Origin of the sequence: Azospirillum argentinense, from assembly GCF_000632475.1 — a bacterium.
GTDB classification, from domain to species: domain Bacteria; phylum Pseudomonadota; class Alphaproteobacteria; order Azospirillales; family Azospirillaceae; genus Azospirillum; species Azospirillum baldaniorum.
On sequence record NZ_CP007796.1, the window covers coordinates 466,909 to 484,557 of the forward strand.

Annotated in this window: 18 protein-coding genes; 2 read left to right on the forward strand and 16 right to left on the reverse strand. The window is 69.6% G+C overall.

Annotated features, from left to right (window positions below; all coding sequences use genetic code 11):
* Position 1: 1 nt before the first annotated feature.
* Positions 2–391: a hypothetical protein gene (locus ABAZ39_RS28310; RefSeq protein ID WP_040137589.1), complete on the forward strand. Its 390-nt coding sequence runs from the start codon at positions 2–4 to the stop codon at positions 389–391.
* A gap of 343 nt (positions 392–734) precedes the next feature.
* Positions 735–926 (forward strand): hypothetical protein, encoded by a 192-nt coding sequence (locus ABAZ39_RS28315; RefSeq protein WP_040137590.1) that lies wholly within the window; start codon positions 735–737, stop codon positions 924–926.
* 196 nt (positions 927–1,122) lie between these two features.
* On the opposite strand, the gene ABAZ39_RS28320 is transcribed toward ABAZ39_RS28315, so the two are convergent.
* The 16 genes from ABAZ39_RS28320 to ABAZ39_RS28395 form a co-directional block, all read right to left on the reverse strand.
* Positions 1,123–2,718, reverse strand: a complete 1,596-nt coding sequence (locus tag ABAZ39_RS28320; protein WP_040137591.1) for an AMP-binding protein — start codon at positions 2,716–2,718, stop codon at positions 1,123–1,125.
* A gap of 14 nt (positions 2,719–2,732) precedes the next feature.
* On the reverse strand, positions 2,733–3,806 hold the full coding sequence (locus ABAZ39_RS28325; RefSeq protein ID WP_040137592.1) for an SDR family oxidoreductase: 1,074 nt from the start codon (positions 3,804–3,806) through the stop codon (positions 2,733–2,735).
* A 27-nt stretch (positions 3,807–3,833) separates the two neighbouring features.
* On the reverse strand, positions 3,834–4,568 hold the full coding sequence (locus ABAZ39_RS28330; RefSeq protein ID WP_051658670.1) for an ABC transporter ATP-binding protein: 735 nt from the start codon (positions 4,566–4,568) through the stop codon (positions 3,834–3,836).
* Positions 4,565–6,268 carry a branched-chain amino acid ABC transporter ATP-binding protein/permease gene (locus tag ABAZ39_RS28335; RefSeq protein WP_040137593.1) on the reverse strand — a complete coding sequence of 568 codons (1,704 nt, stop codon included), beginning with the start codon at positions 6,266–6,268 and terminating at the stop codon, positions 4,565–4,567. The genes ABAZ39_RS28330 and ABAZ39_RS28335 overlap by 4 nt, the downstream gene beginning before the upstream one ends.
* 16 nt (positions 6,269–6,284) lie before the next feature.
* On the reverse strand, positions 6,285–7,148 hold the full coding sequence (locus ABAZ39_RS28340) for a branched-chain amino acid ABC transporter permease (protein WP_040137594.1): 864 nt from the start codon (positions 7,146–7,148) through the stop codon (positions 6,285–6,287).
* Positions 7,149–7,345: 197 nt separating this feature from the next.
* Complete coding sequence (locus ABAZ39_RS28345; RefSeq protein ID WP_040137595.1) at positions 7,346–8,491, reverse strand: ABC transporter substrate-binding protein; 1,146 nt, start codon at positions 8,489–8,491, stop codon at positions 7,346–7,348.
* Between the two features lie 75 nt (positions 8,492–8,566).
* Positions 8,567–9,313, reverse strand: coding sequence for an enoyl-CoA hydratase/isomerase family protein (locus tag ABAZ39_RS28350; protein WP_040137596.1), 747 nt, complete (start codon positions 9,311–9,313; stop codon positions 8,567–8,569).
* The gene (locus ABAZ39_RS28355) at positions 9,310–9,711 is read right to left on the reverse strand and encodes a MaoC family dehydratase (protein ID WP_040137810.1); all 402 of its coding nucleotides are present in this window, start codon (positions 9,709–9,711) and stop codon (positions 9,310–9,312) included. The genes ABAZ39_RS28350 and ABAZ39_RS28355 overlap by 4 nt, the downstream gene beginning before the upstream one ends.
* Before the next feature lie 2 nt (positions 9,712–9,713).
* A complete protein-coding gene (locus ABAZ39_RS28360; protein ID WP_014198889.1) occupies positions 9,714–10,097 on the reverse strand; it encodes a MaoC family dehydratase in 384 nt (127 codons plus the stop codon).
* A 26-nt stretch (positions 10,098–10,123) separates the two neighbouring features.
* Entirely contained in the window at positions 10,124–10,549 is a 426-nt protein-coding gene (locus tag ABAZ39_RS28365) for a Zn-ribbon domain-containing OB-fold protein (protein WP_063922745.1), read from the reverse strand.
* Positions 10,550–10,551: 2 nt separating this feature from the next.
* Complete coding sequence (locus tag ABAZ39_RS28370) at positions 10,552–11,700, reverse strand: thiolase family protein (RefSeq protein ID WP_040137598.1); 1,149 nt, start codon at positions 11,698–11,700, stop codon at positions 10,552–10,554.
* A complete protein-coding gene (locus ABAZ39_RS28375; protein WP_040137599.1) occupies positions 11,697–12,545 on the reverse strand; it encodes an IclR family transcriptional regulator in 849 nt (282 codons plus the stop codon). Before ABAZ39_RS28375 ends, ABAZ39_RS28370 begins: the two co-directional genes overlap by 4 nt.
* A gap of 245 nt (positions 12,546–12,790) precedes the next feature.
* Positions 12,791–13,957 carry an iron-containing alcohol dehydrogenase gene (locus tag ABAZ39_RS28380; protein WP_040137600.1) on the reverse strand — a complete coding sequence of 389 codons (1,167 nt, stop codon included), beginning with the start codon at positions 13,955–13,957 and terminating at the stop codon, positions 12,791–12,793.
* A 163-nt stretch (positions 13,958–14,120) separates the two neighbouring features.
* Complete coding sequence (locus ABAZ39_RS28385; protein ID WP_040137601.1) at positions 14,121–14,843, reverse strand: ABC transporter ATP-binding protein; 723 nt, start codon at positions 14,841–14,843, stop codon at positions 14,121–14,123.
* A complete protein-coding gene (locus tag ABAZ39_RS28390) occupies positions 14,836–16,632 on the reverse strand; it encodes a branched-chain amino acid ABC transporter ATP-binding protein/permease (protein ID WP_040137602.1) in 1,797 nt (598 codons plus the stop codon). The genes ABAZ39_RS28385 and ABAZ39_RS28390 overlap by 8 nt, the downstream gene beginning before the upstream one ends.
* 9 nt (positions 16,633–16,641) lie before the next feature.
* Positions 16,642–17,526 carry a branched-chain amino acid ABC transporter permease gene (locus ABAZ39_RS28395; RefSeq protein WP_040137603.1) on the reverse strand — a complete coding sequence of 295 codons (885 nt, stop codon included), beginning with the start codon at positions 17,524–17,526 and terminating at the stop codon, positions 16,642–16,644.
* Between the last annotated feature and the right edge of the window lie 123 nt (positions 17,527–17,649).

Genomic DNA, 17,649 nt, shown 5'->3' on the forward strand with positions numbered 1-17,649 from the left:
CATGTATCAACTCACCGCCATGGACGGCCACGTCCGTCGCCTCACCGACAACGCCATCATCCCCGCCGACGAGGGCAACCTCGACTACCGCGCCTACCAGGAATGGCTGGAGGCGGGCAATGCGCCCGCTCCGGCCCCACTGCCCGACGACCCCACCACGGTGCCCGTCACCGTCACACCGCTCCAGGCGCGCAAAGCGTTGCGGGCGGCGGGCCTAAAGGCGGCGGCGGACGCCTTCATCGCCACCCTGCCCGAGGAGGAGCAGGAGGAGTGGGACTACGCGATTGAGGTCCGCCGCGACAACGCGATCATCGCCAAAGCGGCGGCGCATCTCGGGCTTGATGACGACCGGATCGACGCCTTGTTCCGCCGGGCGTCGACCTTTGCCTGATGCGTTCTCTCACCGCCGGCCGGTCGTGGTGCTGGCCGGCGCCATCGGCAACGTTGGGTGATCACTTTTCGCTTGATCGCGCCGACGCCTTCACCGCATAATAAGTAACCGCTTACTCATGGAGAAAGAGGACGCCGATTTGAGCCATGTCAACAAAGTGCATGGCTCCGCGACCAGCACCGTCGGCCTGTCCAGCCGCCACTCCATGGGCACGGAAACAGCGTAGGGCCGTCGCCATGATGCACAGCCGCACCGGACGGCACCTCGTCCAGACGCTCGACGGGGGCGGCCTCCCGTCGAGCGCTTCTGCCACCAACCACAACCCATCAGAAGAAAGACCATCATGTCCGACACCACCACCGCCCCGACCACCGCTCCGGCCGCGTCCGCTCCGGAATCCCGTCCGGCAACGCACATCGCGCTTCCTGTCGAGCTGGCCAACGGCATCCTCGGCTATCTGGCCCAGCGCCCCTACGGCGAGGTTGCCGACCTGATCAAGGGCATGGAGACGACCAGCGTCGGCGTCGCCCCCTGATCGCAATCCGCCGGCATCACAAGCCTGCGGTTGAAGACCCCGGCGGCAATGGCGATCCCGGTCGCCAGCGTCGGGTTCGAAATGGAAGCGCAGCGCCGGTCCATGGACCCGCGTCCATCGGCCGGCCTGCCCTCCCACCTTGGCGCGCTCGTCATCGCCAGCGAGCGCGGCCACCGGGCCGGCGGCTTGGTCCGGATCACAGCGTTTCGCGGTCCCAGACTCCGTCGTTCGGCATCGCGCGCAGCTTGTGACGCTCCACTTCGCGCTTCGTCACGGAGCGGGGGAAGCTCTCCACGAAGGCGATGAAGCGCGGGATTTTGAAGGCGGCCATGCGGCCCTCGCACCACGCGGCGATGGCGGCCGGCTCCACGCCGCTGCCCGGTTCGCGGATGACGAAGGCCTTCACCTCCTCCTCCCCCTTTTCGGACGGCGTTCCGACCACCACGACCTCGCGCACGCCCGGACACTGGCTGAGCACGCTTTCCACCTCATAGGCCGAGACGTTCTCGCCGCGGCGGCGCAGCCAATGGGCCTGACGGCCCGTGAAGTGCAGATAGCCGTCCGCGTCCAGATGGCCGAGATCGCCGGTGTGCAGCCACAAATTCGACAGGCATTCCAGCGTGCGCTCCGGCGCGTTGAAATAGCCCGACATGAAGATGTGCGGGTAGCGGGGGCGCAGGGCGATCTGGCCGGTGACGCCCGGCGGCATCGGCTGGTCGTCCTCGTCCAGGATGGTCACCTCCGCCCAGCCGTGGGTCAGGCCGTTGGCGCGTGGCTTGGGCGAGTCGATCCGGTTGTTGACGATCAGCACGCCGCCGGTCTCGGTCAGCGAATAGACGTTGACGAAGCCGATGCCGAAGCGCTCCACGAAGCGGTCGGAGACGGCGGGCGGGATCTGCCCCGTCACCCCCAGCGAGACGCGCACCCGGTGGTCGCGGTCGGCCGGGCTCTCCGGCTGTTCGGTCAGCACGGTGATCATGGTGCCGATGAGATCGACGATGGTCGCCCCGGTCTCCCTCACCCGCGCCCAGAAATTGCTGCCGCTGAAGCGGCGGTCGATCACCGCGGGGATGTCGGCGACCATCGGTCCCATCACCCCCAGCATCAGCCCTCCGACGTGGAACAGCGTCAGGATCGAATAATGCACATCGTCCGGCCGCGTCTCGAACGCCTCCACATAGCGCATTCCCGCCGCGATCCAGGCGAAATGCGGCAGCAGGGCACCCTTGGGCAGGCCGGTGGTGCCGCCGGTGTAGATGATGACCGCGGGATCGCCACCGGACACCGCCACCACCGGCAGCGGATGCCCCGGCTCCAGAAGCTCGGCGAAGGGCGGGAAATGACCGCCTCCCCTCCCCTCGCCGTCCTCCACGGCGTAGACGCGCATGCGGGGCAATCGGTCCGCGACCGCCTCCACCCGCTCCGCCAATTCCCCGTCCACCACCAGGACGGCGGGCGTGGCGTTGGTCAGGGTGTGGACGAGATCCTCCCCCACCAGACCGGCGTTCAGCGGTACCCAGATCGCCCCCAGCTTGCCGGCGGCGACCCAGGTCAGCAGATGCTCCGGCGCGTTGCGCAGGAAGCAGGCGACCCGGTCGCCCCGGCGCACCCCCAGCCGGTGCAGGTTGGCGGCCACGCGGCTGGACTCCCCTTCCAGCTCGCGATAGCTCATCGCCCGCCCGGCGACGGTCAGCCGCGGGGCGTCCCCGTGCTGCGCCGCGCGGGCGGCGACCAGAGCCGGCAGGGTTTCCCATTGCACCGGAACGCCGTGGATGCTGCGCGTGATGGTCATGCGGTGGGCCTCTTTCATTCCGGCAGGATGCGGCGCTTCTGAAGTTCCTGGAGGAGATCGACGAACATCTCCTCGCTGTCCACGCAGTCGTGGAAGCCCAGCTTGCGCGCCTTGATCGTGCTCATGTGGTGCGGGTTGGGGCGCTGGCCGTAGCCGAACAGGAAGTCGGCGAACTGCCAGGACGGAACCACCTCGGTGTATTTGTAGGGCTTGAGGCCGTGCTTCGCGACGACGCGGTCCCAGATCGGCTCGTTCTGCGGCATGATGCGGGCCAGCGAGAAGGGCTGCGCCGGTTCCAGTTCCATGCGGAACAGCTCCGCCACCTTGGGAAAGACGTTCTCCCAGACATAGACGTCGCCGTTGGCGATGTTGAAGACCTGGTTGGCGCATTGCGGGCTGGTGCCGGTCCATTCGGCGGCCTTGGCGATCAGCCGGGCGTCGGTCGCCTCGCCGATGCGCGACGCCCCGCCGGGGAAGCGCAGCGGCAGGCCGTATTCGCGCGACACCGCGGCAAAGACGCCGATGGCGGTGATGATGTTCAACGGGCTGCCCACCGCGAGACCGCAGACGATCTGCGGGCGCAGCACGCTCCAGCTCCACTCCTTGCCCTGCTGGCGTTCGCTGATCCAGTCCTGTTGATCGTAGTAGAAGTTGGGGCGCATGTAGCGCGGATCGCTCTCCCGCGCCGGCTGGCGGAAGGGGCCGAGATGGCCGCCGTACGCCTTGGTGCCCTGGAGCAGCGTGATGTGGCGCAGGTTGGGCGACACCGCCTCGACATTCTCGACCACGTTCTTCAGCATGGCGAGGTTGGTCTCGACATGGTCCCATTCCGACCAGCCGCGCGTCACGTCCGGCTTCTCGTAGACGGCGGTGTAGCAGATGTTGGTGACGCCCTTGATCTCGCGCAGCTTGCGGCAGTCGTCGGGGTCGCGCAGATCGACGGCCGCCCATTCGGCGGTGGTCTCGAAATCCGGAGTGCGGCGCGACACGCCGCAGACGTCCCAGTCCGGGGAGGCTTCGAAATGCTCCAGCATCGGGCGGCCGACGGTCCCCAGCGCACCCACGATCAGCATCTTCTGACGGGCCATGAACACGATCCTTCTGTGCGGATTTCTTCAGAAAAGGGTCATCAGGTATTGGCGGTCGCCCAGCGGCTCGGGCGGGCCCTCGTAAATCTTGCGGCCGGTGCGCAGCACGGTGACGCTCTGCGCGATGGGCAGGGCGTGGACGACGTTCTGCTCGACCATCAGCACGGCCATGCGCAGCGCCCGGTTCACCTCGGCGATGGCCTCCATGACGCGCTGGACGAGGTTGGGGGCGAGGCCGATGGACGGTTCGTCGAGGATCATCACGTCGGGCCGGTGCATCAGCGCCATGCCCATCGCCAGCATCTGCTGCTGGCCGCCGGACATGGTGCCGGCGATCTGGCCGGCGCGTTCGCGCAGGATCGGGAACAGGTCCATCACCGCGTCGCGGTTCGCCCGGATTTCCGCCGGGTCCTGCGCCGTGTAGGCGCCAAGCTCCAGATTCTCGCGCACGGTCAGACTGCGGAAGATGCCGTGCCCCTGGGGAACCAGCGCGATCCCCGCCTTCACGTTGTCGGCGCAGCGCCGCCGGGTGATGTCCTCCCCCCGGTAGCGGACGGTCCCGGCGGAGGGCCGCAGCAGCCCGAAGACGGAGCGCACCAGCGTCGTCTTGCCGGCCCCGTTGTGGCCCAGCAGCACGCGGATTTCGCCGGCCCGCACCGTCAGGTCCACCTCGTGAACCACCGCCCGCTTGCCGTAGCCGGCGCTGAGGCCGCGCACCTCCAGAACGGGTTCGGCGATCGGCATGGTGTGAATCTCGGTCATCCGAAATACCTCTCGGCCAGTTCGCGGTCGCGCATCAGCGTGTCCGGCGGTCCCTTGGTCAGCACGCGGCCCTCGTCGATGAAGACGATCTCGTCGCAGACGCCACGGATGACCTCCAGATTGTGCTCGATGATGCAGACCGCCTTGTTGGCGCGGGCGAGGTCGCGGATCACCCCGCAAATGCGCTCAACCGTCACGGTGTCGAGGCCCGACAGCGGCTCGTCGAGCAGCAGCACGTCGGCCCCGGTCGCCAGCAGCCGGGCGATGACCAGCAGCTTCTCCTCGGCGTAGGAGAGGTTGGCGGCGGTCTCGTCGGCCTTGGCGAGCAGCCCGACGAACGAGGCGATCTCCAGCGCGCGGGCGACGTTCTCGCGGTCGACCCGGCGAACCAGGCCGGGGCGGAAATAGACGTCCAGCGGGCGGTCGCCCGGCTGTGCGGGCAGCGAAACCAGGATGTTCTCCACCACCGTCAGCTTGGTGAAGAGCTTCAGGTCCTGGAAGGAGCGGGCCAGCCCGGCGGCCACCACCTCGTGCGGCTTCAGGGTCGTCACGTCGCGGCCCCGGTAGAGGATGGTGCCGCCGGTCGGGCGCAGGAAACCGGACAGCAGGTTGAAGGCGGTCGTCTTGCCGGCGCCGTTGGGACCGATCAGCCCGACGATCTCGCCGCGCTTCAGGTCGATGGTCAGGTCCTTCACCGCCTGGATGCCGCCGAAATGCTTGGACAGCGAGGTCGCGGAGACCACCACCTCCCCCGGCGTGCCGCCTGCGCGCTCCAGCGCACCCACGAGCGGGCCATTGGCGGGAACGCTGGACCGCGCGGCCCCGGTCGGGGTGCGGAACACCGTCTCGGGGAACAGCCCTTCCGGGCGCAGCCGCAGGATGACGATCAGCACGACGCCGTAGATCACCTGCCGCACCATGTCGGCGATGTCGCCCGGCACATGGACGAACTTCAGCCCCTCCGGCAGCAGGACCAGGATCGCCGCCCCGGCCAGAGAGCCCCACAAATTGCCCATGCCGCCCAGGATCACCATGGCGAGGATGAGAATGGTCTCCTCGATGGTGAAGGATTCCGGATTGACGAAGGCGATGTAGTGGGCGACCAGCGTCCCAGCGACCGAGGCCAGCCCCGCCGACATCGCGAAGACCACCAGCTTCATGCGGACGAGGTTCTTGCCGACCGCCTGGGCCGCCGCCTCGTTCTCCCGCATGGCGCGCAGCGAGCGTCCGAAGGGCGAGGCGCCGAGCCTCCAGGCGACGGCGCAGCACAATGCCGCCATCACCGCGGCCAGCGGCAGGAAGGTCACCGGGCTGGTCAGCGCCGTGCCGAACAGCGACACCGGGGGAATGCCGGCGATGCCGTCCGGCCCGCCGGTCAGCGGCTTGCTGTTCATCAGCACGTCGATGGTGATGGCCTGCAGCGCCAGCGTGATGACGACCAGATAGTGGCTGCCCACCCGCATGGCGGGAAAGGCGACCAGCAGGCCGATGCCGGCGGTCACCACCACCCCGGCCAGCAGGGTGAGAGGAAAGCCGATGCCGAGCTTCGTCGCCAGGATGCCGGCGGCGTAGGCGCCGCTGGCGTAGAAGGTGGCGTGCGCCAAGGCGAAGATGCCGCCGAAGCCGATCAGCAGGTTGAAGGAAGTCGCCAGGATGCCGTACAGGCAGACCATGACGAGGATGTGAGCGAGATACTCCATGGCCGTGCTCCCCCCCTCACGCTCGGCGGACGATGCCGGAGGGGCGGGCGAGCAGGAACCCGAACAGCACCACGAAGACGATGGTGTTCTGCCACTCGGTGGGGATCTGCCACATGCCCAGGCTCTGCACGAAGGCCAGCAGGAAGGCCGCGATGACCGCCCCGCGCAGCGATCCCACCCCGCCGACGATCACCGCGACGAAGGCGACGAACACCGCGCCGAAGCCCATGTTGGGGTTCAGCCCGTCGCGCAGCAGGACCAGCGCCCCGGCCACCGCCGACACCGCCGAGCCCAGCGCGAAGACCAGGATGGACAGCCGCGTGGTGTCGATGCCGATGACGGTGGCCATCTCGCGGTTGTCGGCCATAGCGCGGATGGCCTTGCCGTAACGGCTGGCCCGCAGGAACAGCGCGATGCCGCAGCCGACCAGCAGCGCCGCCGCCACCTGCCCCACCTGCACGGTGGTGAAGAAGGCGTCGCCGACGAAATGCACGTCGTAGGCGACGCTGTCGACCGTCTTGACCCCGGTGCCGAAGACGATGCCGATCAGGTTCTTTATGACGATGAACAGGCCGAGCGAGGCGACCAGAACGACGAAGGGCGGGCTGCCGCTGATCTCGAACGGGCGGTAGATGAACAGGTAGCAGCCGACGCCGAGCGCCGCGGTGAAGGCGATCCCCAGCAGCACCGCCGCCCAGAAGGGCAGCCCGACCAGCACCGCCAGCGCCCAGATGGCGTAGGCGCCGACCGCATAGACCGGCCCGTATGCGAAATGCACGACGCCGGTCGTCCCGAAGATCAACGCGAAGCCCATCGCCAGCAGGGCGAAATGCGCGCCGTTGAACAGACCGTTCAGGGTCAGTTGGATGAGCAAGTCCATGGAATGGCGCTCCTGTCTCTTTCCCTCTCCCCCCTGGGGAGAGGGTTGGGGTGAGGGGGTTGCGCGTGTCGGAGCGTCCGGCAAAAGCGCGCGCGTGTCGGAGCGTCCGGCAAAAGCGCAACCCCCTCACCGGCCCTCCGGGCCACCCTCTCCCCAGAGGGGAGAGGGTTGAAAATGAGGATGCTTCGAACCGGCGTTCATTCGCCCGTGGTGAACTTCACGAATTTCTGTTCGCCGTTCTCCAGGCGGAACACCGCGACCGGTTTCTGCGCCACACCGTTCTTGCGGAAGGTCAGAGTCTTGCCGTAGACGCTGTCGAAGGTCGGATTCTCCCACAGCGCCTGCACCAGACGCTCCCCGCTGTAGTAATCGCCGCCCTTGGCCTTCGCCCGCCGGATCAGCTCGGCGATGACGTAGACGCCCTCGTAGTAGTTGGCGGCGTAGAAGTCGGGCATCTCGCCGAACTTCGCCTTGTAGGCGTCGGCGAAGCGCTTGGACCAGGGATTCTCGTCGGTGGCGGCGAAATAGTCGGTGACGACCTCAACCCCCTCGGCGTGCTTGCCGGCGACCTTGGTGTCCTCGGCGGTCCATTCCATGCAGTAGACCGGCTGCTTCATGCCCAACTCGCGCATGCGCTTCACCGCCAAACCGGCCTGCGGCGTGGTCGGCCAGTTGGCGATGGCGTCGGGCTGGGAGGCGCGCAGCTTGGCGACCTGGGTGTCGATGTTGGCGGCGTCGGCCTGGAACTGCTCGGCGGCGACCATCTTCAGCCCCATGCCCTCCCACGCCTTGGTGGTGGCGGCGATGGTGGCGTCGCCGAACTCCGACTTGATGGCGATCTGGGCGAGCTTCCTGGCCCCCTGCTCGGCCGCGCGGTGGGCGATGCCGGCGGCGAGGTCCGACGCCATGGAGCGGATGTTGAACATGTAGGGGGAGGTGCCGACCGTCTGGGCGCTGACCCCGCCGCCGTTGATCATCATCACCTTCTTCTGGTCGCCGATGGGCATGGTGGCCAGCGTCACCGTGGAGAAGGAGGGCAGCACCGCCTTCACCCCCTCGACGTCGATCAGCCGGTTCATGCCGGCGACCGCCGCCTGGGCGCTGCCGCTCTTGTGGTCCTCGATGACCAGCTGCAGCTTGATGCCGTCGATGCCCCCCTGGGCGTTGATCTCGTCCACCGCAAGCTGCGCCCCGGCGCTCATCACCTTGCCGTAATGGGGCGAGGCGCCGGTCATCGCGAAGATGCCGCCGATCTTGTAGACCGCCGGGTCGGCGGCCAGCGCGGCGCCGCTGGTGAGCGCGCTGCTCAGCACGAGCGCGGCGAACAGGGTGCGTTTCGACATCGTTCCCTCCCAGGAATCCGTTGTTCGGGGGTGACGCGGTCCCGTTGGCGGGACTCGTTGCCGTTTCGAAAGAAATCAGCGGGCAAAAGACAGCCCGGACAGCAGCCGCCGGACGGACGGCGCCGCGTGGTTCTCGGCCAGCAGCGGGGCCAGCCGCGCGGTCTTTTCCGCCATCGATGGGCGGTCCTCCATCCGCAGGATGCGCCGGCCCGCAGCCAGGGCGTCCAGTCGGTCGCGGTAGTAGGCGATGCGCGCCTCCGCCGTCTCGGTGAAGCCGTCTGCGGGCAGGATCTCCGTCAGGAAGCCGAAGCCGTAGGCCTGCGCCGCGTCCATCATCCGACCCCCCGCCAGGATCTGGAAGGCCAGCGCCGCCGGCAGCCGTTCCGTCAGGGCAGCGTGGACGAAGGCCGGGTAGAGGCCGAAGCGCATCTCCGGAAAGCCGAACTGCACATCGTCGGCGCCCAGCACGAGGTCGCTGAGGCACGCCACGATGCAGCCGGCGCCCAGCGTCCGGCCGTGGACCACGCTGATCACCGGCACCGCCGATCCATGCAGCGCCTGCATCGCCGCCCGCAACGCCTCCTCCTGGGCGGCGAAGGCCTCGGCGCCGCGGCTCATCTCGGCGACGTCGCCGCCGGCGCAGAAACCGCGCGGCCCGGCCCCGTCGATCGCCACCAAAGCCGCCCCGGCGGCGGGCGCACTTTCCACGGCCTCGGCCAACGCCCGCAGGGTCGCGGTGTCGAGCGCGTTGATCTTCGCGGGGCGGTTCAGGGTGATGCGTCGCAGGTCGCCGTCGTCGCGGACGAGAAGCGTACCGGTCATGACGCCACCCTCCCCGCCCCGTGCAGGATGCGTCCGGCGATCACCGTTTCCCCATGCTGGTTGTCGATCCAGACGTCGTAGCCGTCACCGTCGGCGCGGCGCTGGCCGCCCGCGGTCACCACGTCGTCCTCGCGCACCGGGCGCAGGAAGCGGATGTCCAGCGTCGCGCCGGACACCGCCGCTTCGCCCAGGCTGCGGCGGACCGACTGCCAGAGCAGGTTCACCGACAGCAGGCCGTGGGCGATGATGCCCTTCATCGGCGTCGTCGCCGCGAAGTCGGGATCGACGTGAATCGGGTTGAAATCGTCGGTCAGCTCGGCGTAGAGCCGGATCGCCGCGCGGTCGATCCGCTTGGTGACCGGGGTCAGGCGGTCGATGGTGGTCGTCCCGTCCGCCATGGTCAGGCCGCCCACAGGATGGTCATGCGGCCGCGGAAGCAGGGGGTGCCGTCCTCCCCCACCGTCTCGGTGTCGAAATGGACCCAGCGACGGTCGCGCTTCAGCTCCTTTCCGGCGCAGGCGATGCGGGTGGTCAAGCGCTCCCCGACCGCCGGGCGGCGCAGCATCTCGTACCGCTGGGAGCCGTGGATGTTCCCTGGCGGGCGCGGCACGACGAGGCTGGAATAGGCCCGCATGGTGGCCACCGCGATCATCCCGGCGGGCATCCGCCCGTCCGGCGGGTCGTCGGGGTAGAGGCTGGTCCAGCGCTCCATCAGCGCGTCGGACAGGTGAAGCTCCTCGGCGCCGAAGGCGGCGCCCTCCCGGAGCGTGTCGAACAGATGCATGGATGGTCCCTCCCGAAGGGTTGGGTTCATTCCACCAGAAGCCGGACCTGCGGCAGCGCGCCGCCGCCGGCCAGCGGCTCGAACAGGACGCAGACGCGCAGGCCGATGCGGGCGTCCGAGGGTGGGCAACCGCGCAGATTGACCATCAGGCGGAAGCCCTCGTCGAAATCGACCAGCGCCAGGACGTAGGGCGTGTCCGCCTTGAAGGCCGCGGTCGGCGCCCGGTGGACGATGGTGTAGCTGTGGATGGTGCCGAGCCCGGCGGACCGCTCCGTCCCCGGCCCTGCGGCCCGGCATTCGGTGCAGAAGGGCCGCGGCGGAAACTGGACGTGGCCGCAGGCGGCGCAGCGCTGAAAGGTCAGCGCCCCCTCCGCGCAGGCGTTCCAGAAGGCGCGGGTGTCGGCGGTGACCAGCGGAACGGGCTTCATGGGGGATGGATCGGTCGCAGTCATCGTCAGGCCCTCCCCAGGATCAGCGAGCAATGAGCCGACAGGATGCCGCCGTCGCCGTGAACGAAGGCGGTTTCCGCCCCCGCCACCTGCCGGGCCTCGGCCTCGCCGCGCAGTTGCCGCACCGCCTCGACGATGTGGAACATGCCGCCCGCCGCCCCCGAATGGCCGTAGGACAGCAGCCCGCCGTGGGTGTTGCAGGGCAGGACCCCGTCCAGCTCCAGCGCGCCGTCGAGGATCGCCGGACCGGCCTCCCCCTTCGCGAAGAAGCCGATGGATTCCAGCTCGGCCAGCAGGGTGATGGTGAAGCTGTCGTAGATCTCGGCCACGTCGATGTCCGCCGGGGTCAGCCCGGCCATGGCGAAGGCCTGCGCCGCCGATTGCCGGCAGCCGAAATCGGTCAGCGACGGCATGGCGAAGGCGTGTTCGTGCGTGTTCATCTGGCCGTAGCCGAGGATCGACACCGCGCGGTCCGTATGATCGGCCGCCGCGTCGGCGGCGCTGATCACCAGGGCGGCGCCACCATCCGAGACGAGGCAGCAATCGAACAGCCGCAGCGGATCGGCGATCATGCGGGCGGACAGCGCCTGCTCCATGGTCAGCGGGTCGCGCGCCTGGGCCTTGGGGTGGCGGCGGGCGTGGCCGCGCTGGGTGACGGAGATGGCGGCGAGATGCTCCGCCGTGACGCCGCGTTCATACATGCAGCGCCGGGCGACCAGCGCGTAGGCTGCGGGGATCGACATGCCGTAGGGGCGTTCGAACTGCGGATGCCCGACCTCGGCCAATGCAGCGACGGCGCCGCTGCGCCCCAGCCCGGTCAGCCGGTTGTCGGCGCAGACGGCCAGGACGTTGCGGCAGATGCCCGCCCGCACCAGCGCCGCCGCCTGCATCACCAGCGCGCAGGCGGTCGCCCCGCCGGCTTGGACGGCGGCGCTGTAGGACGGCGCGATGCCGAAATACTCGTTGAAGACCGACGACAGCATCAGATGCGGCTCGGCCAGCGAATAGGCGCAGAGCACGCCGTCCACCTCGTCCGCCCGCAGGCCGGCGTCGGCCAGCGCCGCGGACGCCGCTTCGGCGTGAAGCGCCATGCAGCCGCTGCCGTCCAGCCGTCCGATGGCGGTGTCGGCGGCTCCGGAGATCACCGGGGTCATCGCGTGGTCTCCCGTGGGGAAAGTGGGGCGGCCGCCCGGCCCGGCCCGGCGAGCAGCCGCCCGATGCGCCGCGTGGTGTCGCGCAGGTCGGCGGCCATCGCCGCGGTCCGCTCGTCGGAGAACTGCGCGGTCAGCCCGACCGCGGACAGGGCCAGAAAGGGCCGGCCCTCGTCGTCGAGGATCGGGCTGGACACCGTCGTCACGCCGCGCGTGAAGCCATCGCGGTCCACCGCGTAGCCGGCAGTCCGCGCCTCCTCCACCTCGGCCAGGAATTGCTCGAAGGGCGGCGGGTTGTCCTGGCGGACGGCGGCGTACTGGCGGCGCATCTCCTCCACCGGCAGGCCAGCGTGCGCCGCCATGCAGCGGCCGAGCGCGCCGACCAGCAGCGGCAGCCGGTGGCCGATCCGCATGTGGATCTGGATGGCCGAGCTGGACACCGCCTGATCCACCAGCATGACGCGGTGGTCGCTGACCCGCAGCCACGCCGTCATCGGCGTCTGCCACACGGCGGCCAGCCGCTCCAGCTCCGGATGGAGCAGCCGGGTGTAGCCGACCTGATCGAGCGCGCTGCCCGCCAGCTCCAGCAGTCCGGCGCCCAGCCGGTAGGCCTTGCCGACCTCCTCGAACTGGACCACCCGCTCCGCGGCCAGGGTCTTCAGGATGTTGAAGCAGGTGCTCGGGTTGAGGCCGAGCGCGCGGGCGACCTGCGCGCTCGACACCGCCCCGTCCTGCGCCGCCAGATGGCGCAGGATCGCGAAGGCGCTGACCACCGCGCCGACCGGCTTGCCGGCGTTGAAGGTCGTCGAAAGGGTGAAGGACTCCCGGTCCTGGTCGTCGGTGAGCATGGCGCGCTCTCCGTTCTCTATTGAGAATTTTATTTTCTATAAAGATTATGAGGACGCAAATATTGTTGGTCAAACGAATTGTCGGTCCTTGGCATTGTTTGAAATGCATACCCCCATAGTCATTTTGCACGGCTGCTCCCCTCCGCATCCCGAACGCAAAACGGCCCCGCCGGGAGGGGCGGGGCCGTTCGGGCCGCAAAGTGGCGGCGCAGAGTGGCGGCGCAGAGAGTGGTAGCGCCTGCGGATCACCAAGCCAGTTCGAGGATCTCCCGGACGTCGTCCTCCTTGGTGACCGGGCGCGGGTTGCTGCGGACCATCATGTTCTGCATGGCCCCGGCGGCGATGGCGGCGAAGTGGTCGCGCGTCACGCCGACCGCCCGCAGACTGTCGGGCTGCCCCAGGGCGCGCACCAGATCGGCGACCGCCGCCGCCGCGTCGCCGTCCTCCCGCCCCAGCGCCTGCGCCACCAGCCGTTGGCGGTCGGCGTTCACCGGGTGGTTCCAGCGCAGCACGCTGGGCAGCATGACGCAGGAGCAATGGCCGTGCGGCACGTTGGCGACGGCGCCGAGCTGGTGGCCGATGCCATGGCTGGCCCCCCACTCCACCCGGCCCAGCCCGGTCGAGGCCAGCCAGACGCCGAGCTGGCTGTCCAGCCGCGCGTCGAGATCGTCCGGCCTCTCCCGGTTGGCGGGGAGGGAGCGCGCCAGCATCGCCAGCCCGTGCAGGCAGGTCGCGTCGGTGAAGGGCTGGGGCTTGCGGGAACAGACCGTCTCCACCGCGTGGTCGACGGCGCGGATGCCGGTGGACAGCCACAGCCGCTCCGGCGTGTGGACGGTCACGGCGGGGTCGAGAATGACCACCTGCCCGCCAATGTACCGTCCGGTGTAGAGGTCCTTGACCTGGCGGTCCGGATCGGTCGCCCCGCCGAGGTTGGAGAATTCGGCGCCCGACAGAGTGGTCGGCACGATGATCTGGCGCAGCGGCGGGTCCTTCACCGCCGGGACGATGCGGGTCCCGTCCTCGGCGACGCGGATGCGCACGGCGTCGAATCCGGCGGTGTCGGTGATGCCCTCGGCCAAGGCGACCAGGGCGACCTTCACCGTGTCCATGGGCGTGCCGCCGCCGACCGTGACGATCAGGTCCGGCTCCAGCCGCCGCACCTCCTCGGCCAGCGCCAGGACGGAGGCGCGCGGCACATGCTCGACGCAGGAATCGAAGACCCCGGCGCAACGCGCACCCAGCGCGTCGCGGATGGCGGCGACGACGCCCGTGGCTCGGCTCAGCGTCCGGCTCGCCACGATCAGCGCGCGCTGTTTTCCCAGCTTGGCGACGGTTTCCGCCACCGCCTCCGCCGCCGGGCGGCCGTAGATGACGCGGTCCTGCGCCAGGAACTCGTAGACACCCGATTGCATGGTGGTTTCCTCCCGTCGTTGATTGGTCCGGCATGGGCACACTTGCCCCCACCCTAACCCTCCCCCGCTGCGCAGGGCAGGGGACTGCCGCCGCTTCGCAGAAGGCACCCTCCCCTGCGTCAGCGGGGGAGGGTCGGGGTGGGGGCACGCGGCTGCCGCACCCTCACCCGCCCAGATACGCCGCCGACAGCGCCGGGTCGGCGGCCAGCTCCGCCGCCGGACCGCCGCGCACCACCTGCCCGCGCCGCAGCACGCAGCCGGAATGGGCGACGCGCAGGGCGATGGCCGCCACCTGCTCGCACAGCAGGATGGTGGTGCCGCGCTCGCGGCAGACGGACTCGATGAAGCCGAAGATCTGCTGCACGATCACCGGGGCCAACCCCAGCGACGGCTCGTCGAGCAGCAGGTAGCGCGGCTCGTGGATCAGCGCCGCCGACAGGATGACCATCTGCTGCTGGCCGCCCGACAGCATGCCCGCCGGGGTCTGCCGCCGCGGCGCCAGCATGGGGAACTGCTCGTAGACGCGGTCGGCCACCGCGCGGAAGTTGCCGCCGCGGTTGCGGAAATCCCAGGCGACCTTCAGGTTTTCCTCGACCGTCATGCGGTGGAACAGCCGGCGCCCCTCCAGCGCGTGCGACAGGCCGCGGCGCGCCCGCTCGTGCGGAGGAAGCCGCGTGATGTCGTCGCCGTCCAGCGTGATGCGCCCCGCCGTCGCCGGGACCAAGCCGGAGATCGCCTTCATCAGCGAGGATTTGCCGGCCCCGTTGGCGCCCAGGATGGCGGTGATGGTTCCCGGCTCGGCCCGCAGCGTGACGCCGCGCACCGCCTCCACCGGTCCGTAGCGGACCTCCAGCCCGTGGATCTCAAGTCCCGTGATGTCAGGCATGGACGGCCTCCCCTGGGTGGGTTTCGGTGCCGAGATAAGCGGCGACCACCGCCGGGTCGCGGTACATGCCGGCCATGCCGCCCTGGTAGATGACCCGACCGCTGTCCAGCACGACCACGCGGTCGACCAGCTCGTTGAGGAAATCCATGTGGTGCTCGATCAGGATCACGCCGACACCCCGTTCCTTCAGATGGCGGACCAGCCCGCCCAGCCGTTGCAGTTCGACCTCCGACAGGCCCGCCGCCGGCTCGTCGAGCATGACGAGGCGCGGGTCGGCGAGGATGACGCGCGACAGCTCGGTCATCCGCTGGTCGCCGTAGGGCAGGTCGCGCACCGGCGTGTCGGCCAGATGCGACAGGCCGGCCATGGCGATGATGGCGTCGGCGCGGCCGAGCATCGTTGCATCCTCGCGCAGGGCGCCCGGCAGGTTCAGCGCCGCCGCCAGCGGGTTCTGCCGGTAGAGCCGGTGCCCGCCGAGCAGCACGTTCTCGCGCACCGTGAAGGCGGGGACGAGCCGCGGGTCCTGGAAGGTGCGCAGCGCGCCCCGCCGGGCCACCGCGTGGTCGGGCAGGCCGGTGATGGCGGCGCCGTCGAAGGTCACGCGCCCGTCGCCCGGCCGGTAGATGCCGCTGATGATGTTGACCAGCGTGCTCTTGCCCGAGCCGTTCGGCCCGACGAGGCCGAGGATTTCCCCCGTCCCCACGGTGACCGACGCGTTGTCGAGCGCCCGCAGCCCGAGGAAGCTGATGGACACCCCCTCCGCGCTCAGCAACGGCCCGCTTCCCGATGTTTTCGGCGCGGCCGGCGGCGCGGCCGGCAGCGGCGCCACGTCCTTGGCGAAGCGCGGGCGCGGCAGCAGCAGCCCAGCCAGCCCGCGCGGCAGCAGGACGAAGGACAGCAGCAGGATCAGGCCGTAGACCATGAACTGGTACTCGGCGAAGATCTGGAGCTTCTCCGGCAGGTAGGTGAAAACGACGGCGCCCAGCACCGGCCCGGCCAGCGTGCCCAGCCCGCCGACCACCGCCATCACCAGCACCTCCACCGAGCGGTGCAGCCCGAAGGTCTCCGGCCCGAGATAGCCGACGAGATGGGCGTAGAAGCCCCCTGCCAGCCCGGCCAGCGCGGCGCTGAGCATGTAGGCGTTGCGCTTGGTACGGGCGCGCGGCACCCCGATGCTGCCGGCAGCGACCTCGCTGACATGGATGGCGAAGAAGGCGCGGCCGAAGGGGCTGGTGACGAAGTTCCGCAGCAGCCACACCACGCCCGCGACCACCGCCAGCATGATCTGGAAGTAGGCGGTCGGGCCGACGGACCAGCCGAACAGGGTCAGGGTGCGCAGGCCGGGCGACGGCACGCCGCTCAGCCCCATCATGCCGCCGGTGACCGAGGTCCACTCGCGCACCACCTCGTAGAAGATCATGCCGAAGCCGAGCGTCATCATGGCGAGGTAGAACTCGCGCACCCGCCCGGCGGCGAAGGACAGCAGCCAGCCGCTCACCGCTCCCATCGCCGCCCCGGCCAGCAGGGTCAGCGGCAGCGGAAGGCCGAAGTTCTTCATCAGCAGGGCGGAGCCGTAGGCGCCGATGCCGAGAAAGCCGGCGTGGCCCAGCGAGATCTGGCCGGCGACACCGGTCAGCAGGTTGATGCTCTGGGCCAGCAGGACGTTGACGAGGAGGAAGGACCAGATCTGCACGGTGGCGCCGCTGACGAACTCCGCCGCGACGCCCAGCGCCACCAGCAGGGCCGCGACCACCGGGGTCCGGGTGAGGAAGGAGAGGAGATTCCGCATCGCTGGCCCTTACACCTTCGTGAATTCCTTGCGGCCGAACAGGCCCTGCGGGCGGATGGCGAGGATCACCATCAGAATGGCGAAAGCCATGCCGTGTTCGGCGGCGGTGGAGACGTAGCCGCCGACCAGCTTCTCGATGACGCCGAGAGCGATGCCGCCGACCAGGGCGCCGGCGGTGTTGCCCATGCCGCCGAAGACCGCGGCGACGAAGCCCAGCACCATCAGGTTGAAGCCGAAGCTGGGATCGACGGTGCCGGTGATCTGCGCCACCATCACCCCGGCGATGCCGGCCAGCACGCCGCTGGCGACGAAGGACAGCACGATCACCCGGCGCACCGGGATGCCGGCCAGCGCCGCCGCGTCGGCGTCGTGCGACACCGCCCGCACCGCGCGGCCCCAGGCGGAGCGGCGCAGGAACAGCTCCATCGCCACCATCAGGGAGAGCGACAGGGCGAGCACGGCGAGATACTGCGACGACACCTGGACCCCGGCGACGTCCACCGAATCCAGGCTGTCGAAGACCAGCGACGGGAAGGCGATGGCCTGCGACCCGAAGACGGAGGAGACGAAGCCCTGGAGGAAGATGCCGAGCCCCAGCGTGGACACCACCCAGCCCATGCTGTCGCCGGATTTCAGCAGCGGCCGGATGGCGATCCGCTCCGCCACCACCATCAGCCCGCCGGCCAGCAGGATGCCCAGCGGCACGGCGAGGGCCGCGGGCATCCCGGCCGCCAGCATCGCCACCGTCGCGACCGAGGCGGTCATCAGCAGCGAGCCCTGGCCGAAATTCAGCGTCCGCGTGGTCCAGAAGGTCAGCGACAGCCCCATGGCGATGAGCGCGTAGACCGCGCCGACGCAGACGCCGGCGAAAACGAGTTGCAACACGAAATGCATGGCGTCGTCCTTTTTCTTCCCTCTCCCCCGTCGCAGCACCCGCCTTTGAGTCCCCTCTCCCCTCTGGGGAGAGGGTTAGGGTGAGGGGGTCCCGCATCGCCTGCGCTTTCCGTCCCCCGACAA

Bases quoted from the DNA above. Each gene is read 5' to 3' on its own strand.
- ABAZ39_RS28330 (WP_051658670.1), bottom strand. From the start codon at position 4,568: ATGACCGAGATTCACACCATGCCGATCGCCGAACCCGTTCTGGAGGTG.
- ABAZ39_RS28370 (WP_040137598.1), bottom strand. From the start codon at position 11,700: ATGACCCCGGTGATCTCCGGAGCCGCCGACACCGCCATCGGACGGCTG.
- ABAZ39_RS28380 (WP_040137600.1), bottom strand. From the start codon at position 13,957: ATGCAATCGGGTGTCTACGAGTTCCTGGCGCAGGACCGCGTCATCTAC.
- ABAZ39_RS28315 (WP_040137590.1), top strand. From the start codon at position 735: ATGTCCGACACCACCACCGCCCCGACCACCGCTCCGGCCGCGTCCGCT.
- ABAZ39_RS28395 (WP_040137603.1), bottom strand. From the start codon at position 17,526: ATGCATTTCGTGTTGCAACTCGTTTTCGCCGGCGTCTGCGTCGGCGCG.
- ABAZ39_RS28345 (WP_040137595.1), bottom strand. From the start codon at position 8,491: ATGTCGAAACGCACCCTGTTCGCCGCGCTCGTGCTGAGCAGCGCGCTC.
- ABAZ39_RS28375 (WP_040137599.1), bottom strand. From the start codon at position 12,545: ATGCTCACCGACGACCAGGACCGGGAGTCCTTCACCCTTTCGACGACC.
- ABAZ39_RS28350 (WP_040137596.1), bottom strand. From the start codon at position 9,313: ATGACCGGTACGCTTCTCGTCCGCGACGACGGCGACCTGCGACGCATC.
- ABAZ39_RS28310 (WP_040137589.1), top strand. From the start codon at position 2: ATGTATCAACTCACCGCCATGGACGGCCACGTCCGTCGCCTCACCGAC.
- ABAZ39_RS28360 (WP_014198889.1), bottom strand. From the start codon at position 10,097: ATGCATCTGTTCGACACGCTCCGGGAGGGCGCCGCCTTCGGCGCCGAG.
- ABAZ39_RS28335 (WP_040137593.1), bottom strand. From the start codon at position 6,268: ATGGAGTATCTCGCTCACATCCTCGTCATGGTCTGCCTGTACGGCATC.
- ABAZ39_RS28365 (WP_063922745.1), bottom strand. From the start codon at position 10,549: ATGACTGCGACCGATCCATCCCCCATGAAGCCCGTTCCGCTGGTCACC.
- ABAZ39_RS28325 (WP_040137592.1), bottom strand. From the start codon at position 3,806: ATGGCCCGTCAGAAGATGCTGATCGTGGGTGCGCTGGGGACCGTCGGC.
- ABAZ39_RS28355 (WP_040137810.1), bottom strand. From the start codon at position 9,711: ATGGCGGACGGGACGACCACCATCGACCGCCTGACCCCGGTCACCAAG.
- ABAZ39_RS28320 (WP_040137591.1), bottom strand. From the start codon at position 2,718: ATGACCATCACGCGCAGCATCCACGGCGTTCCGGTGCAATGGGAAACC.
- ABAZ39_RS28390 (WP_040137602.1), bottom strand. From the start codon at position 16,632: ATGCGGAATCTCCTCTCCTTCCTCACCCGGACCCCGGTGGTCGCGGCC.
- ABAZ39_RS28340 (WP_040137594.1), bottom strand. From the start codon at position 7,148: ATGGACTTGCTCATCCAACTGACCCTGAACGGTCTGTTCAACGGCGCG.
- ABAZ39_RS28385 (WP_040137601.1), bottom strand. From the start codon at position 14,843: ATGCCTGACATCACGGGACTTGAGATCCACGGGCTGGAGGTCCGCTAC.